The organism is Variovorax paradoxus (assembly GCF_029919115.1).
GTDB classification, from domain to species: domain Bacteria; phylum Pseudomonadota; class Gammaproteobacteria; order Burkholderiales; family Burkholderiaceae_C; genus Variovorax; species Variovorax paradoxus_O.
Window position 1 is genome coordinate 319,361 of record NZ_CP123990.1, and the last position, 15,976, is coordinate 335,336.

A 15,976-nucleotide genomic window follows, 5' to 3' on the forward strand; every position below is an offset into this window, starting at 1 on the left:
GCGGCGGTTCACCCGGGCACCTTTTGCCCGAGTACCGAATCCGCAAAAGCCGCCGCGGCGGAGCGCAGCAGCGCGGTGCGCAGCCATTCGTGCGAATGCAGGTGCTGTGCGCGCCGGTGCCAGATGGCATCGACGTGCACCATCGGCTGGTCGAAGGGCAGGTCTCTCAGCACCAGCTGGTCGTCGATGCCGGTCACGGTGACGAAATGCCGCGGCAGCACCGTGAGCAGGTCTGAATTGGCGACGACGCGACCGGCCGTGAAAAACTGGTTCACCGTCACCACGATGCGCCGCTCCCGTCCCAGGGCGCCCAGCGTCTGGTCGATAAAGCCGTACGGGCGGCCTGAAAAGCTCACCAGCAGGTGCCGCGCGGCGCAGTAGTCGTCCAGCGTGAGCGGTGCATTCGCCAGCGGATGGCCGCGCCGCATCACGCAAACGTACTGGCCCAGGTAGAGGCGCTGGGTTTCGAAAGCCACCCCCACGCCCGATTGCCCGCGTGCCGCCAGGCTGGCGATCACGGCCGGAAAGTAGCCGATTGCCATGTCGACTTCTTCCTGCTCGAGCATGCGCCGCGGATCGCGGGTTGTAAGCGGCAGAACGCGCAGCGAGATAGCGGGCGCTTCCTTCTCCACGATCTGCACCAGCCCCGGAATGAGCTCGGCGGCCGTGGCGTCGGCCATGGCCAACAGAAAAGTGGTGTCCGCAATCGCGGCGTCGAACTCGCCCGGCGCCAAGGTGTGCTGCAGCTGCCGCAGCGCCTCGCGCACGGTGGGCCAAAGCGCCAGAGCGCGCGGCGTGGGCTCCACGCCCGCGCCGGCCCGCATCACCAGCTCGTCGCCCAGCACCTCGCGCAGGCGGCGCAGCGCGTTGCTCACCGCCGGCTGTGTGATCGAGAGGTTGCGCGCCGCCCGGGTCAGGTTGCGCTCCGCCATGACCTCGTCGAAGACGCGCAGGAGGTTGAGGTCGAGTGTGCGAAAGTTGACGTCCATCAGTGTTGTGAATGATAAACATCAGAAAGATAAAGTGGCGTAACACTAGGGCAAACCCTAATATCTACCCCATCGGCACTCAGCCACTTATCCCTGGAGGGATTCCATCATGACCAGCTTTGTCCACGTTGACCAACCCACTTCCCACCCCGGCGTGCAGCGCGCCGAGGTTCTTTTCGGCCAGATCAAGGCCGCACGCGCCAGCGCAAACGGTTCGCGCCCGCTGATTGCCCTGCTCGTCGTCGCCGTGATCGCGGCGGTGCTGGTGGTGGGCGACAAGCTCGTTTCAACCTGGGACGAAGGCGCTCTGCTCGCCGCCTGGGCCGTGCTCTGCGGCGCCGTTTTTGCCGGCATCGCTCTCTTTGCCAGCTCGCTGCGCGCACCGGCCAGCAAGGTTGCGGGCCTGTGGAACGCAGCCGCCCAGCGCCGTGCGGCCAGCCGCGCCGACGCTCGCTTTCTTGCCACCGCGCACAGCGACCCGCGCGTGATGCAAGAACTGCAAGCCGCCGTGTGGCGCCAGCAGTCGGAAGGCAAGGCTTCGACCGCCGCCGTTGCCAAGGTGGACGCAGCGGCCCGCAAGGCTGCACGCACCAACGACGCCCGCATGCCGACGCTCTACGAAGCCATGCGCCGCATGAACAGCTCGCGCTACTACTGATCTTTCGATCGCTTCGCTGGCCGAGTCATGAAAAAGCCGCCCTAGGGCGGCTTTTTTTCGTTGGTGCGGCTTGCGGCGCACGGTGGCAAGCGTCAGGCCGCGAGGCGCTGCTCGATGGCCGCCTTGGTTTCAGGCAGTTCCTTCGGCAGGTGATGCGCCAGCTGTTCGAACAGTTCGGCGTGCAGCTTCAGCTCGGCCTGCCAGGCAGCCTTGTCGATGTTGGTGACGGTGGCGTACTGCTCGGCGCTGAAATCCAGGCCGGTCCAGTTGAGGTCTTCATAGCGCGGGCTCACGCCGAAGACATGGTCCACGCCCTCGGCCTTGCCTTCGATGCGGTCGATGATCCACTTGAGCACGCGCATGTTCTCGCCGTAGCCCGGCCACACGAACTTGCCGTCCGGACCCTTGCGGAACCAGTTGGTCGTGTAGATCTTCGGCTGCTTGGCACCCGATGCTTCCAGCTTCTTGCCCAGGTCGAGCCAGTGCTGGAAGTAGTCGCTCATGTTGTAGCCCATGAAGGCCAGCATGGCGAAGGGGTCGCGGCGCACCACGCCCACCTGCCCGACGATGGCGGCGGTGGTTTCCGAGCCCATGGTGGCGGCCATGTAGACGCCTTCGGTCCAGTTGCGGCCTTCGGTCACCAGCGGCACCGTGGTCGAGCGGCGGCCACCGAAGATGAAAGCGTCGATCGGCACGCCGGCCGGATCGTCCCAGGCCGGGTCGAGCGCAGGGTTGTTGGTGGCGGCCACGGTGAAGCGCGAGTTCGGGTGCGCGGCCTTGGCGCCGGTTTCCTTGGCGATCTGCGGCGTCCAGTCCTTGCCCTGCCAGTCGATCAGGTGCTCGGGGAGCTTCTTGCCGGGCACGTCGTCTTCAAGGCCTTCCCACCACACGTCGCCGTCATCGGTGAGCGCCACGTTGGTGAAGATCACGTCGCGGTCCAGGCTCTTCAGGCAGTTAGGGTTGGTCTTGAGGTTGGTGCCGGGGGCCACGCCGAAGTAGCCTGCTTCGGGGTTGATGGCGTACATGCGGCCATCCTTGCCGGGCTTGATCCAGGCAATGTCGTCGCCGATGGTCGTCACTTGCCAGCCGTCGAAGCCGGCCGGGGGCACCAGCATCGAGAAGTTGGTCTTGCCGCAGGCCGAGGGGAAAGCGGCCGCCACGTGGTACTTCTTGCCCTGGGGCGAGGTCACGCCGAGGATGAGCATGTGCTCGGCGAGCCAGCCCTCGTCGCGGCCCATGGTGGAGGCGATGCGCAGCGCAAAGCACTTCTTGCCCAGCAGCGCGTTGCCGCCGTAGCCCGAGCCGTAGCTCCAGATCTCGCGCGTTTCGGGGTAGTGAACGATGTACTTCGTCTTGTTGCAGGGCCAGGTGACGTCCTTCTGACCCGGCTCGAGCGGTGCGCCCACGGTGTGCACGCAGGGCACGAACTCGCCGTCGGCGCCGAGCACTTCGTACACGGCCTTGCCCATGCGGGTCATGATCTTCATGTTGACCGCCACGTAGGGGCTGTCGGAAAGCTCGATGCCGATGTGCGCAATGGGCGAGCCGAGCGGGCCCATGCTGAACGGCACCACGTACATCGTGCGGCCCTTCATGCAGCCGTCGAACAGCGGCTGCAGCGTGGCACGCATCTCGGCCGGGGCCATCCAGTTGTTGGTGGGGCCGGCGTCTTCCTTCTTTTCGGAGCAGATGAAGGTGCGGTCTTCGACGCGCGCCACGTCGCTCGGGTCTGAAGCCGCGAGGAAGGAGTTGGGGCGCTTGGCCGGGTTGAGCTTCTTGAAGGTACCCGCGTCGACCAGCTTCTGGCAGAGGCGGTCGTACTCTTCCTTGCTGCCGTCGCACCAGTAGATGGCTTCGGGTTTGCAGAGCGCGGCCATATCGGCCACCCAGGCAATCAGTTTTGCGTTCTTGACGTATGAGGGTGCCTGAATGGCAAGGCCCTGCATCGTGGGTGCGTTCATCGGAAATCTCCTAAGTTGAAAAATCGTCTTTCCGAACGGGACGCCGCGCCATCGAGGCACGGAGGTCCGTTTGAGAAAACGTTTCGCGTTGGGAGACTGCGTCAACGCGGGCCGCAAAGCCCGCGGACGGAGACGCTAATGCCTGTCAGGCCAAATAGACAGCGATAGATGCAAGCAAAAGCATCAGCACGCCGCCGGCCAATGGCAGGACGAGCGGCATCAGGTGAACGACCGATTCGACGGCGTCTTTTTCAACGGCGGCCGCGTGGTGCGGCTCGACGGGCGTAGGGTTGGACATTGAAAGTACCTTGAATACACAAATACAAAACTGCGGGCATTTTACCGATGGGCCCCGGCCCGGCGGTCTAGGGGGTTGCCAGGGCCCCTTCAGTGCTGTTCCTCGGCCTCGAAGCCGGCGTCGTGCAGCGCGCCCAGCACACTGGCCAGGTGGGCCCGTCCGCGGGTCTGCAGCACCAGCTCGATATCGACATTCTGCGCTGCCAGCATGGTAAAGGCGCGTTGATGATGAACCTCATCGACGTTAGCGCCCGCTTCCGCCACAGTGGCCGTGATCTGGGCCAACGAGCCCGGCACATCGCGTGCGCTCACCCGCACGCGCGCCAGCCTGCCGGCCCGCACCATGCCGCGCTCGATGATGGCTGCAAGCAGCAGCGGATCGATGTTGCCGCCCGAAAGCACCAGCCCTACGCGCTTGCCCCTGAAGCGCTCCGGATGCCGGATCAGCGCCGCAAGGCCCGCGGCGCCGGCGCCCTCGACCAGCGTTTTCTCGATTTCGAGCAGCATCAGCACGCCCTGCTCGATGTCGCCCTCGTCGACCAGCAGCAGGTCGTCCACATGTCTGGCGATGATCTCGCGCGTGAGTACGCCCGGCGTGCCAACCGCGATGCCCTCGGCGATGGTGCTCTTGCCCTGCAGGTGCTGCGTGCCCTTCACGGCATTCACCATGCCCGGAAAGCGCGTGGTCTGCACGCCGACAATTTCGATGCCGGGCTTGCGGTCGCGCGCCGCAACGGCCATGCCGGCAATCAGACCGCCGCCGCCGACCGACACCACCAGCACATCGAGATCGGGCACCACGTCGAGCATTTCGAGCGCCACCGTGCCCTGTCCCGCGATGATGGCCTCGTCGTCATACGGATGTACGAAGGTCAGCCCCTCGCGTTCGGCCAGTTCCAGCGCATGCGCGCGCGCCGCGTCGAGCGTGTCGCCATGCAGCACCACTTCGGCGCCAAAGCCGCGCGTGCGCTCTATCTTGACGCCGGGCGTGAAGCGCGGCATCACGATGAGCGCGCGAAGGCCGAGCCGCTGCGCGTGATAGGCCACACCCTGGGCATGGTTGCCTGCCGACATGGCGATCACGCCGCGCGCGGCTTCTTTGCCGTCGCCTGCGGGGCCGTTCTCCGAAAGATCGACCAGCTTGTTGCACGCACCGCGTTCCTTGAACGAGGATGTGAACTGCAGGTTCTCGAACTTCAGGTAGACCTGCGCGCCCACGATCTCCGAGAGCGTGCGCGACTCCACGCAGGGCGTATTGAGCACCTGACCCTGCAGACGCGCCGCGGCGCGCCGGATTTCTTCGATTCCGACCATGGCGGGCATTGTGGCTGGAATCGCACCATCAGGGTTTTTACCGTTCCGGCGTCTTCCCCAAGCTAAAAGTCTGCGTTATGGTCGCTCCAGGAAATTCCTCGTCTGGAGGTTGTTTGATGGTCAAGCGTGCGGGTGTCGATGTCGTGGCTGCTGCGGTACGCGGGCAGGCCTTGCCGTCGCCCGGGCTCAAGGGTGCGCCGGTGCTCGAGCTCATGTGCTCGCACTTCGTGCTCACGCTCGCCGCCAAGCAGGGGCCGCGCTTCAACGTGCGCCGCGACATCAACGGCCTGCTGTCGCTCACCGGCCGCCACCTGGTGTGGCCCGTTGCGGTGCTGCAGCGGCTGCGCGAATTTCTCGGCCGCCGCTGCGCGGGCAACGAGGCCTGGAAAGGCGTAGAAGATTTCGACGGCCGCACCCTGCTCGAGCGGCACGGCGTGTGGCGCGGCCCGTATGAAGAAGGCACGCTCTTCTTCTACCTCGACGAATACGCCAAGGACCACCCCAAGGACCTGCTCTCTGTGCTGGCCGTCACGCGCGACTGGCTCACGCACGCGCTGCGCAAGCAATCGACGCTGGTCGAAAAGAACATCGATGCGCTCGCGGGCCTGCTGCAGCTCAACAAGGCCGAGCGTGCGCTGCTGCTCTATGGCACGCTCGCCCGCTACCAGCGCGACCTGCGTTCGCTGCTGGTCGAATTCAAGGTCAACAATGCGCCCGAAGCCTATGCGGCCATTGCCGACATTGCGGGCGTCAACGCGAGCGAGGTGGGCGAAGCATTGCGCGCGGGCTCGCGCCTCGAGCGCATCGGCCTGGTCGAAAACCTGATTTCCGAGCACAACATCACCGACCTGGCCGACCTCATGAAGGTGAGCGAAAAGCTGCCGCCGGTGCTGATGCGCGAATACCGCGACCACAACGAACTCATGGCCGTGTTCACGCGGCCCTCCGCCAAGAGCACGCTCACCACGCACGACTTTTCCTTTGTGCAGGAAGACGCGCAAATGCTCGTCACGCTGCTGCGCGCCGCGGTGGCGCGCAAGGAGCCCGGCGTCAACGTGCTGCTCTACGGGCCGCCCGGCACTGGCAAGACCGAGCTCGCCAAGGTGGTGGCGCAGGCTGCGGGGCTCGAACTGTTCGAGGTCGAATACGCCGACCGCGACGGCAACTCGCTGAGTGGCCGCGACCGCTACCGCTCGCTGCAGATTGCGCAGGTGTTCCTCAAGGGCAGCGCCCAGGCCGCGCTGCTGTTCGATGAGGTGGAAGACGTGTTTCCGCCCATCAGCACTGAAGCCGCGCAGTTCATGGCGCGTGCCGAGCAGATTCCGGCGCCCACCAGCGGCAGCGTGAGCGGCAAGGCATGGGTCAACCAGATCCTCGAAGCCAACCCGGTGCCGACGCTGTGGGTCACGAACCGCATCGAGCAGATCGACCCCGCGTTCCGGCGCCGCTTTGCGTATCACCTCGAACTCAAGTCGCCGCCGCCCGGCGCGCGCGAGCAGCTGATCAAGAAAACGCTCGAGGGCATCGTGGTGTCCGAGGCCTTTACCGCCAAGCTCGCCGAACGCAAGGGCCTCACGCCCGCGCAGATCCGCACCGCGGTGCGATTTGCGGGGCTGGCGCAAACCGAGGGCGCATCGATGGAAGCGCTGATCGAGCGGCAGCTCAAGAATGCCGACCTCGCGCTTGGCACGCTCGACACCGGCCTGGGCGAACGGCGCAGCGTGACCACCTACGACCTGGACATGCTCAACGTCGAGACCCGTTTTGAAATTCCGCGCATCGTGGCGGCTATCAAGGCGCGGGGCCATGGCACGCTGTGCTTCTATGGCGCACCGGGCACCGGCAAGACCGCGCTGGCCGAGCACATCGCCAAGGCCATCGGCCGGCCGCTCATCATCAAGCAGGCCAGCGATCTCATGAGCAAGTACGTCGGCGAAACCGAGCAGAACATGGCCGCCATGTTCAAGGAGGCGGAGGCCGAAAAAGCCGTGCTGCTGCTCGACGAGGCCGACAGCTTTCTGCAAGACAGGCGCGGTGCGCAGCGCACGTACGAAGTGACCGAGGTCAACGAGATGCTGCAGGGCATGGAGCGCTTCAACGGTGTCTTCATCTGCACCACCAACCTGCTCGATCGGCTCGACCAGGCGGCACTCAGGCGCTTTACCTTCAAGATCAAGTTCATGCCGCTTACCGCAGCGCAGCGCGAGCGCATGTTCATTACCGAGGCGCTGGCCGGCGATGCGGCATTGCTCACCGCGGAAGCCAAGGCACGCTTGGCGCAAATGAGGCAGTTGTGCCCGGGCGACTTTGCGGCCGTGAAACGGCAGACGGATATTCTGGCGGTCGATTTTTCGTCCGCCGAATTTCTTGACCAGCTCGAGGCGGAGCACCGCATCAAACCCGAAGTGCGCGAATCGCGCGGCATGGGTTTCGTGCAGTAGGTACCGCGGCAGCGCACGGCCGCCGGGTAAGCGGTAAAAAACAAGTACCGTCCGCCGCAGCGGACGCGAGGAGGGGCTCGATGAATCCACTCGAAGCGAACGCGCTGAAGAAGCCGCGCTCCACCGCACGCATGCAAGCGGCATTGGCGATTGTTTGCGCCTGTGCGTCCGTCGTGCTGGCCGGTTGCGGCGGTGGAGGAGGAGGAGGGGGCGGCGGCGGCGTCGCGCTGCCAATCATCCTGCCGCCCACCACCGCGGCCCCCGCGAGCAGCGGCAATGACGACGCCATCGTCGCATCGGCCACCGTGGCCGGCCTTTGTGCCGCGCCGCGCACCGGCACCAACCCAGAGACCGGCACCTCGTACCCCGACAAGGCCGGCTCTCTCACCGACGAAAAGCGCTGGGTGCGCGGCTGGATCAACGAAACCTATCTTTGGTATGGCGAGGTGCCGACCACCCTGAAGGCTGCCGACTACGCCACGCCGGTCGCCTACTTCAGCGTGCTCAAGAGCCCGGCCACTACCGCATCGGGCCGTGCGAAGGACCGCTTTCACTACGTGTACGACACCGAGCGGTACCGGCAGCTTTCGCAGAACGGCGTGGCACCGGGCTACGGCATGGAGTTCGCGTTCGTGCGCAACTCGCGGCCGCGCGATTTGCGCATTGCTTTCACCGAGCCGGGTTCGCCTGCGGCATCGGCCGGCATCGCACGCGGCGCAAAGGTGCTCGAAGTCGACGGCATCGACGTGATCGAGGGCACCAACACCACCGTCATCAACCGCGGCATCTCGCCCACCACCGTCGGCGAATCGCACACCTTCAAGCTGCAGGAAGGCAGTGCGACGCGCACCGTGACGCTGGCGGCCGCGAGCATCACGCGCACGCCGGTGCAGAACGTGAAGACCATCGACACCAGCAGCGGCCGAGTGGGCTACCTGCTTTTCAACGACCACATCACCACCTCCGAGGCGCAGCTCATCGATGCGGTCAACCAGCTGAAGGCCGGCAGCGGCATCCAGGACCTGGTGCTCGACATGCGCTACAACGGCGGCGGCCAACTCAACATTGCAAGCCGGCTGGCCACCATGGTGGCTTCGCCGGCCGCAACCTCGGGCAAGACCTTCGAGCGCCTTGTCTTCAACGACAAGAACCCGTTCAACCTGACGCCTGCGCAGGCCGTCATTCCGTTCTACGGCACCAGCCGCAGCGGCACGCCGCTGCCAACGCTCGGCCTCTCGCGGGTCACGGTGCTGGTTGGGCCCGACACCTGCTCGGCGAGCGAGTCGGTCATCAACAGCCTGCGCGGCGTCGACGTGCAGGTCAACCTTGTGGGCGGCGCCACCTGCGGCAAGCCCTACGGTTTTTCGCCGCAGGACAACTGCGGCACCAGCTACTTCGCCATTCAGTTCCAGGGCGTCAATGCCAAGGACTTTGGCGACTATGGCGACGGCTTCGCACCCAGCTGCACCGTGGCCGATGATTTCGATCATGCGCTCGGCGACCCGGCCGAGGCCCGCCTGGCGGCCGCGCTGGCGATACGAAATGGCGGTGCATGCCCCGCATCCGCTTCGGCCAAGACGCTTCCGGGGCTTGAAAAGCCGGACGCTGCCGCAGAGCAGCCCTACCTGCTTCATCGCACGCCACTGCGCGAAATCCGCTTGCTCGAAGCCGCGCCTTCGCCAAGCTGATTTGCGTCCGCGCGGTGTCGCGGTTACCGCTTGAAACCTTGCCCTTCGCCACTCCCGTGGCCTGCCCATTAGAGTTGTAGCAAACGTTTGCGCAATCGTTTGGCATTTAGTTCTACATGGCAGAACCACTCAAAAAGGAGCCCGGAATGAAGATTCGGATTCAGCGCCGCCAATGGATGGCCGCAGCCTTGCTGGCCACGGTGCTTTCGGCCTGTGGCGGAGGCGGCGGCAACAACAACGGCGGCATCGGGCTCACCCCGGGGTACGGCTCGGGCCCGCCTCCTGCGCAAAAGATCATCATCGACAGCGACTACAACACCATGAGCGACGACGGCCAGCTGGGCGTCATGGCCGCGCAGCTGCAGGCGTCGGGCAAGGTGCAGGTCATGGGCATCAGCGTGGTCTCGGGCAACCAGTGGCTCAAGCAGGGCGTGGCCGATGCGCTGATGTCGGTCGAGCGCCTTGGCGTGGGCAACCGCATCGGCATCTATGCCGGCGCCAACTACGCCTTCAACCACAACTACGCCACCATCGAGGCCGAGATGGCCGCCGGCTCCGGGGGCGACGGCTACCTGGGTGCCTGGAGCTCGCCCGAGCCCAAGACCGACGCCGACCTGAAGCCCTCGCCCGACGGCTTTGCAACCCACACGGTGCTGCAGCGCAAGAGCGCGGTCGACTTCATCGTCGACACCGTGAAAGCCAACCCCAACGAGATCACCATTCTTGCCATTGGCCCGCTCACCAACATTGCTCTTGCGGTCAAGCAGAACCCCGAGATCGTGCCGCTCATCAAGAAGATCATCTACATGGGCGGCGCCGTCGACGTGGCGGGCAACACCACCAAGTTCGCCGAGTTCAACTGGTGGTTCGACCCCGAGGCGGCGCAGTTCGTCGTGCGCCTGCCAATCCCGCAAGTGGTGGTGCCGCTCGACGTGACCGACACCGTGTTTCTGACCAAGCCCATCTACGACCGCATTGCGCACCCGGCCAAGCCGACTGCCGTGACCGAGGTGTTCAGGCAGCTCAACGGTTACGGCTTCAGCGGCACCAACGGCTTCGAGAACAACCCGGCGTACACGCAGAACATCTGGGACACGCTCACGCTCGCCTACCTCATCGATCCGAGTTACGCCACGCAGACAGTCGAGCGCTATGTCGACGTGGTCGCGCGGCCCGGCGCCGCCGAAAACGGCCGTTCCATCGGCTACAGCGCGCAGCCCGCGGGGCCCACGCTGCAGAAGATGACGGTGGTGAAGAAGTTCGACAACGCGCGCTTCTTCGAGCTCTACGTCGACCTGCTCACGCGGCCGGTGCCGATCACGCTGCCGCCGGCGAGCTGACCAGAACGAAACAAGCGCGAAGGCGCAGGGCCCTAGAAAGCCGAGGCGACCCGCAGCACTTCGGCGCCGTAGGCCTCGAGCTTCTTGGTGCCGATGCCGCTGATGCCCTGCAGGTCCTCGAGCGTGGCCGGCGCGCGCTCAGCAATGGCAGCCAGCGTTGCGTCATGGAAGATCACGTAGGCCGGCAGGTTGTGCTCGCGCGCCACTTCCGCGCGCCAGGCCTTGAGCGCCTCGAAGCGCTTCTTGCCGGAATCGTCGAGCTTGGCGGCGGCCGGCGACGGCGCGCCCTTGGCCACCTTTTCGCGCCGCGGCTTGCGCTCTGCCGGCGACGAAATCGATTCGCGCAGCGTGACATTCGCTTCGCCCTTGAGCACCGGGCGCGATCCTTCGGTCAGCTTCAGCGTGTTGAAGGCCTCGGCATCCACCGCCAGCGCGCCCGTGGCAATGAGCTGCCGCAGCACGCCGCGCAGCTGCACCTCGCTGAACTCCGCACCCAGCCCGAAGGTGCTGATGCGCTCATGCCCGAACTGCTTGACCTTCTCGGTCTCCTTGCCGCGCAGGATGTCCATGATGTGGCCCGCGCCAAAGCTGATGCCGCTCAGCTGCTGCACGCGATAGATGGTGGAGAGCAGCTTGCGCGCGGCGTCGGTGCCGTCCCACACCTGCGGCGGGTTGAGGCAGTTGTCGCAATTTCCGCAGGGCGTGCTCTTTTCGCCGAAGTAGCCGAGCAAGCGCACTCGCCGGCAGTCGCTTGCCTCGGCCAGCGACAGCAGCGCATCGAGCTTGCCGCGCATCACCTGCTTGAACTCTTCGCCCGCGGGGCTCTCGTCGATCATGCGGCGCTGGTTCACCACATCTTGCAGGCCGTAGGCCATCCAGGCGTCGGCAGGTGCGCCGTCGCGGCCCGCGCGGCCGGTCTCCTGGTAGTAGCCTTCGATGTTCTTGGGCATGTCGAGGTGGCCGACAAAGCGCACGTCGGGCTTGTCGATGCCCATGCCGAAGGCGATGGTTGCCACCATCACGATGCCTTCCTCGCGCAGGAACCGGTCCTGGTGCTTCTGGCGCACCGCGGCATCCAGGCCTGCGTGGTAGGGCAACGCATTGATGCCTGCGCCCTGCAGCGTCACGGCCACGTCTTCCACGCGCTTGCGCGACTGGCAATAGACCACGCCCGCATCGCCTTCGTGCTCACGCTCGATAAAGCGCAGCAGCTGCGTGGTCGCGTCCTTCTTCTCGACGATGGTGTAGCGGATGTTCGGCCGGTCGAAGCTGGAGACGAACTGCCGCGCTTCCTCGAGCTGCAGCCGCTCGACGATGTCGGCGCGCGTGAGCGCATCGGCCGTGGCGGTGAGCGCAATGCGCGGCACGCCGGGGTAGCGCTCGTGCAGCACCGTGAGCGCGCGGTATTCGGGCCGGAAGTCGTGGCCCCACTGGCTCACGCAATGCGCCTCGTCGATCGCGAACAGCGAGAGCTTGCCGCGCTCCTTCAGGGAGTCGAGCTGCGAGAGAAAGCGCGGCGTATTCACGCGCTCGGGCGCCGCATACAGGAGCGTGATTTCGCCGCGCAGCATGCGGCGCTCCACGTCCTGCGTCTGTTCCCAGTCGAGCGTCGAATTGAGAAACGCCGCGTTCACGCCGGCCTCGTGCAGTGCACCGACCTGGTCGTGCATCAGCGCGATCAGTGGCGACACCACGACCGAAACGCCGCGCCCCGCACGTTGCCGCGCAATGGCCGGTATCTGGTAGCAGAGCGACTTGCCGCCGCCCGTGGGCATCAGCACCAGGGCGTCGCCGCCGCCCACCACATGGTCGACGATCTCCTGCTGCGGCCCGCGGAACTGCGAGTAGCCGAAGACTTCGTGAAGGATGTCGGCGGGTGCGCTGCTGCTGCCGGGAGCGTCGAGGGGGAGGGGAGCGAGCGAGGACACAGGGCGGGAGCGGGCAGTGCGAGGGCGAGACGGAGAAAAAAAGAGCGAAGCCGGATTGTCCCCCAGCGGCATCGGCATGACTGTGGCACGAGGTTTGCAATCGCAAACCCCGTCCCGCCACCCTTCCTGTATAGACAGCAATCTGGTGCATTTTCCTGACGGCATGCACCGAAACGGCTCTCCCGGGTTATCCTGTATATACAAGTTGGGGCGCTCGGCAACAATGCGAGGCGCGCGCAGCCCGTGATCGGCAGCGCATCGCCTAGCCATCATCAAGAAACGGAACCAGGAGTACCCATGGTCAAGACGGTAGTTGTGAAAGTCGCTTCCCTGCTGGCAGCAGGCGCATGTGCAGCGGGCATGGCCGGAACGGCCGCCGCGCAAGAAACCAGGATTGCGCTCGGCATGTCCGGCTGGACCGGCTTCGCGCCGCTTTCGCTGGCTGACAAGGCCGGCATCTTCAAGAAGAACGGCCTGGACGTCGAACTGAAGATGATCCCGCAGAAGGACCGCCACCTGGCACTGGCCGCGGGCGCCATCCAGTGCGCAGCCACCACGGTGGAAACGCACGTGGCCTGGAACGCCAACGGCGTGCCCATCGTGCAGATCTTCCAGATGGACAAGTCCTACGGCGCCGACGGCCTGGCGGTGCGCAACGACGTGAAGAGTTTTGCCGACCTCAAGGGCAAGACCATCGGCGTGAGCGCCCCCGGCACCGCGCCGTACTTCGGCCTGGCCTGGATGCTCAACAAGAACGGCATGACGCTGAAGGACGTGAAGGTGGTTTCGCTCGAACCGCAGCCCGCCGCCCAGGCGTTCGTGGCCGGCCAGAACGACGCCGCCATGACCTACGAGCCCTATCTTTCGACCGTGCGAGCCAATCCCGCCGCCGGCAAGATCCTGGCCACCACGCTCGACTACCCGATGGTGATGGACACCGTCGGCTGCGCACCCACCTGGCTCAAGGCCAACGCCAAGGCGGCGCAGGCGCTCACGCAGTCGTACTTCGAGGCGCTCGACATGATCAAGGCCGACCCGGCCAAGGCCAACGAACTGATGGGCTCTGCCGTAAAGCAGACCGGCGAGCAGTTCGCCAAATCGTCGGCCTTCCTGCGCTGGCAGGACAAGGCCGCCAACCAGAAGTTCTTTGCGGGCGAACTCACCAGTTTCATGAAGGAAGCCACGCCCATCCTGTTGGAAGCCGGCGTGATCCGAAAGGCGCCTGAAGACTACGCAGCCACCTTCGATGCAAGCTTCGTCAAGTAAGGCCCTGCCGCAGGTGCCGCCGCGCGCGGCGGCACCTGGGTCGGCCACCTCTCTCGCTTCCGCTGGTTCCGCCAAGCCTGCCGCGCCGGTTCGGCGCCGCACGCTCGCACCGCTCGAGCCCATCAGCGGCCGCGCGCGCGTGCTGCTCGGCCTGAGCTTCTTCGTGGCCTTCGTGCTCGTGTGGTCCATCGCCACGCTGGGCGGCTTCGTGCCGCCGACCTTCCTTGCCAGCCCGGTCACCATGCTCAAGGAAGGCTGGATGCTCTTCGCCGAGTTCGGCTTCATCGGCGACGTGGGCATGACCGTGTGGCGCGTGTTCGGCGGCTTCCTGCTGGCGGCCGTGCTGGCGGTGCCGCTGGGCATTGCCATGGGCACGTGGAAGGCTGTGGAAGCCTTCTTCGAGCCGTTCGTCTCGTTCTGTCGCTACCTGCCGGCCTCGGCGTTCATTCCGCTGCTCATCCTGTGGGCGGGCCTGGGCGAAATGCAGAAGCTGCTGGTGATCTTCATCGGCTCGTTCTTCCAGATCGTGCTGATGGTGGCGGTAACGGTGGGCGGCGCGCGGCGCGACCTCGTCGAAGCGGCCTACACGCTCGGCGCCAAGAGCCGCGGCATTGTTGCGCGCGTACTCATTCCGGGTGCCGCGCCCGGCATTGCCGAAACCTTGCGCCTGGTGCTGGGCTGGGCCTGGACCTACGTGATCGTGGCCGAACTCATCGGCTCGTCTTCAGGCATCGGCCACATGATCACCGACAGCCAGGCCTTGCTGAACACCGGCCAGATCATCTTCGGGATCATCGTGATCGGCGTCATCGGGCTCGTGTCCGACTTCGCATTCAAGGCACTCAACCGCCGCATGTTCGCCTGGGCCGCACTGTGATGATGACGAACAACAACAGCAACCAACTCTCGATCCAGGGCGTGTCGCGCATCTTCACCGGCACCAAGGGCCAGAGCACGCAGGCGCTGCTGCCGATCGACTTCGAGGTGAAGGAGAACGACTTCGTCACCATCCTCGGCCCCTCGGGCTGCGGCAAGTCGACGCTGCTGCGCATCGTGGCGGGCCTCGACTTTCCGACCACTGGCCAGGTGCTGCTCGACGGCGAGCGCATCGAAGGCCCCGGCGCCGACCGCGGCGTGGTGTTCCAGAGCTACACGCTCTTTCCGTGGCTCACGGTGGCGCAGAACATCCGCTTCGGCCTGCGCGAGCGCGGCATGAGCGAGGCCGATCAAAAGGAACGCAGCGAGTTCTTCATCGCCAAGGTGGGGCTGCGCGGCTTCGAGAACCACTTTCCCAAGCAGCTCTCGGGCGGCATGCAGCAGCGCACGGCCATTGCGCGCGCACTCGCCAACGACCCCAAGATGCTGCTGCTCGACGAGCCCTTTGGCGCACTCGACAACCAGACGCGCGTGCTGATGCAGGAGCTGTTGCTGGGCATCTGGGAGTCGGCGCAGAAGACGGTGCTGTTCGTTACGCACGACATCGACGAAGCCATCTTCATGGCCAACCGGGTGGCGGTGTTCAGCGCGCGGCCCGGCCGCATCAAGACAGAGATTGCGGTCGACTTTCCGCATCCGCGCAGCTACACGATCAAGACCTCACCCGAGTTCATGGAAATCAAAGCACGGTTGACGGAAGAGATTCGTGCGGAGTCGATGGCGGCTGCGGAGCACTAGGATGAAGCGGTGCGCTCTTGTTCGTCGTACTGAGGATCGTTCGGGGCGCGCACCCGCCGACGGGGTACCTTTCTCCGCGAATGTCCCCCGGCCTGCGGGCTTCCGCCCCTCCTCTGTTTGACGTGCGCGGTTCGGGGCGCGCACCCGCCGACGGGGTACCTTTCTCCGCGAATGTCCCCCGGCCTGCGGCCTCCTCCTTTATCCAGAGCAGTCGTTGATCAGCGTTGCACCAGCAGCGTGCCCAAGTGCACAGGGCATCGGGTGCTCCCCGCAGCGAAATAAAGGAGGAGCCGAAGGCGGGGGACATTCGCGCGAAATAAAGGAGGAGCCGAAGGCGGGGGACATTCGCGGAGGGGAGTACCCGGTGGCCTTTGCACACGCCCTGAACAACAGCGCCAAGAACAACAAGGCAAAAAGCCG

At 65.5% G+C, this 15,976-nt stretch carries 12 protein-coding genes; 7 read left to right on the forward strand and 5 right to left on the reverse strand.

Going from position 1 to position 15,976, the window contains the following annotated elements:
- Nucleotides 1-8 precede the first annotated feature (8 nt).
- Nucleotides 9-989 (reverse strand): LysR family transcriptional regulator, encoded by a 981-nt coding sequence (locus tag QHG62_RS01535; RefSeq protein WP_281149058.1) that lies wholly within the window; start codon nucleotides 987-989, stop codon nucleotides 9-11.
- A gap of 109 nt (nucleotides 990-1,098) precedes the next feature.
- Between QHG62_RS01535 and QHG62_RS01540 the strand changes: the two genes are divergently transcribed.
- Nucleotides 1,099-1,647: a hypothetical protein gene (locus tag QHG62_RS01540; RefSeq protein WP_281149059.1), complete on the forward strand. Its 549-nt coding sequence runs from the start codon at nucleotides 1,099-1,101 to the stop codon at nucleotides 1,645-1,647.
- Nucleotides 1,648-1,739: 92 nt separating this feature from the next.
- On the opposite strand, the gene QHG62_RS01545 is transcribed toward QHG62_RS01540, so the two are convergent.
- The 3 genes from QHG62_RS01545 to QHG62_RS01555 form a co-directional block, all read right to left on the reverse strand.
- Entirely contained in the window at nucleotides 1,740-3,608 is a 1,869-nt protein-coding gene (locus QHG62_RS01545; protein WP_281149060.1) for a phosphoenolpyruvate carboxykinase (GTP), read from the reverse strand.
- Between the two features lie 145 nt (nucleotides 3,609-3,753).
- Nucleotides 3,754-3,906, reverse strand: coding sequence for a hypothetical protein (locus QHG62_RS01550; protein WP_165442056.1), 153 nt, complete (start codon nucleotides 3,904-3,906; stop codon nucleotides 3,754-3,756).
- Between the two features lie 89 nt (nucleotides 3,907-3,995).
- Nucleotides 3,996-5,219, reverse strand: a complete 1,224-nt coding sequence (locus QHG62_RS01555; protein WP_281149061.1) for a threonine ammonia-lyase — start codon at nucleotides 5,217-5,219, stop codon at nucleotides 3,996-3,998.
- A gap of 116 nt (nucleotides 5,220-5,335) precedes the next feature.
- Here QHG62_RS01555 and QHG62_RS01560 point away from each other — a divergent pair, with 116 nt between their 5' ends.
- From QHG62_RS01560 to QHG62_RS01570, 3 genes are all read left to right on the forward strand, one after another.
- Nucleotides 5,336-7,660: an ATP-binding protein gene (locus tag QHG62_RS01560; RefSeq protein WP_281149062.1), complete on the forward strand. Its 2,325-nt coding sequence runs from the start codon at nucleotides 5,336-5,338 to the stop codon at nucleotides 7,658-7,660.
- 80 nt (nucleotides 7,661-7,740) lie between these two features.
- On the forward strand, nucleotides 7,741-9,348 hold the full coding sequence (locus tag QHG62_RS01565) for a S41 family peptidase (protein ID WP_281149063.1): 1,608 nt from the start codon (nucleotides 7,741-7,743) through the stop codon (nucleotides 9,346-9,348).
- Nucleotides 9,349-9,494: 146 nt separating this feature from the next.
- Nucleotides 9,495-10,688 (forward strand): nucleoside hydrolase, encoded by a 1,194-nt coding sequence (locus QHG62_RS01570; RefSeq protein WP_281149064.1) that lies wholly within the window; start codon nucleotides 9,495-9,497, stop codon nucleotides 10,686-10,688.
- Between the two features lie 32 nt (nucleotides 10,689-10,720).
- Here QHG62_RS01570 and recQ read toward each other — a convergent pair whose 3' ends face one another.
- Nucleotides 10,721-12,616, reverse strand: coding sequence for a DNA helicase RecQ (gene recQ / locus QHG62_RS01575; RefSeq protein WP_281149065.1), 1,896 nt, complete (start codon nucleotides 12,614-12,616; stop codon nucleotides 10,721-10,723).
- A 297-nt stretch (nucleotides 12,617-12,913) separates the two neighbouring features.
- Between recQ and QHG62_RS01580 the strand changes: the two genes are divergently transcribed.
- Genes QHG62_RS01580 through QHG62_RS01590 form a run of 3 tightly spaced genes read left to right on the forward strand, consistent with a single transcriptional unit; the run spans nucleotide 12,914 to nucleotide 15,556 of the window.
- Nucleotides 12,914-13,882, forward strand: a complete 969-nt coding sequence (locus tag QHG62_RS01580; protein WP_281149066.1) for an ABC transporter substrate-binding protein — start codon at nucleotides 12,914-12,916, stop codon at nucleotides 13,880-13,882.
- A complete protein-coding gene (locus QHG62_RS01585) occupies nucleotides 13,863-14,759 on the forward strand; it encodes an ABC transporter permease (protein WP_281149067.1) in 897 nt (298 codons plus the stop codon). The genes QHG62_RS01580 and QHG62_RS01585 overlap by 20 nt, the downstream gene beginning before the upstream one ends.
- A gap of 2 nt (nucleotides 14,760-14,761) precedes the next feature.
- On the forward strand, nucleotides 14,762-15,556 hold the full coding sequence (locus QHG62_RS01590) for an ABC transporter ATP-binding protein (protein WP_281151467.1): 795 nt from the start codon (nucleotides 14,762-14,764) through the stop codon (nucleotides 15,554-15,556).
- The last annotated feature ends 420 nt before the right edge of the window (nucleotides 15,557-15,976 follow it).

Coding starts and splice junctions, on each gene's coding strand:
- QHG62_RS01585 (WP_281149067.1), top strand. CDS start 13,863: ATGCAAGCTTCGTCAAGTAAGGCCCTGCCGCAGGTGCCGCCGCGCGCG.
- QHG62_RS01565 (WP_281149063.1), top strand. CDS start 7,741: ATGAATCCACTCGAAGCGAACGCGCTGAAGAAGCCGCGCTCCACCGCA.
- QHG62_RS01560 (WP_281149062.1), top strand. CDS start 5,336: ATGGTCAAGCGTGCGGGTGTCGATGTCGTGGCTGCTGCGGTACGCGGG.
- QHG62_RS01535 (WP_281149058.1), bottom strand. CDS start 989: ATGGACGTCAACTTTCGCACACTCGACCTCAACCTCCTGCGCGTCTTC.
- QHG62_RS01570 (WP_281149064.1), top strand. CDS start 9,495: ATGAAGATTCGGATTCAGCGCCGCCAATGGATGGCCGCAGCCTTGCTG.
- QHG62_RS01545 (WP_281149060.1), bottom strand. CDS start 3,608: ATGAACGCACCCACGATGCAGGGCCTTGCCATTCAGGCACCCTCATAC.
- QHG62_RS01580 (WP_281149066.1), top strand. CDS start 12,914: ATGGTCAAGACGGTAGTTGTGAAAGTCGCTTCCCTGCTGGCAGCAGGC.
- QHG62_RS01550 (WP_165442056.1), bottom strand. CDS start 3,906: ATGTCCAACCCTACGCCCGTCGAGCCGCACCACGCGGCCGCCGTTGAA.
- QHG62_RS01590 (WP_281151467.1), top strand. CDS start 14,762: ATGACGAACAACAACAGCAACCAACTCTCGATCCAGGGCGTGTCGCGC.
- QHG62_RS01540 (WP_281149059.1), top strand. CDS start 1,099: ATGACCAGCTTTGTCCACGTTGACCAACCCACTTCCCACCCCGGCGTG.
- QHG62_RS01555 (WP_281149061.1), bottom strand. CDS start 5,219: ATGGTCGGAATCGAAGAAATCCGGCGCGCCGCGGCGCGTCTGCAGGGT.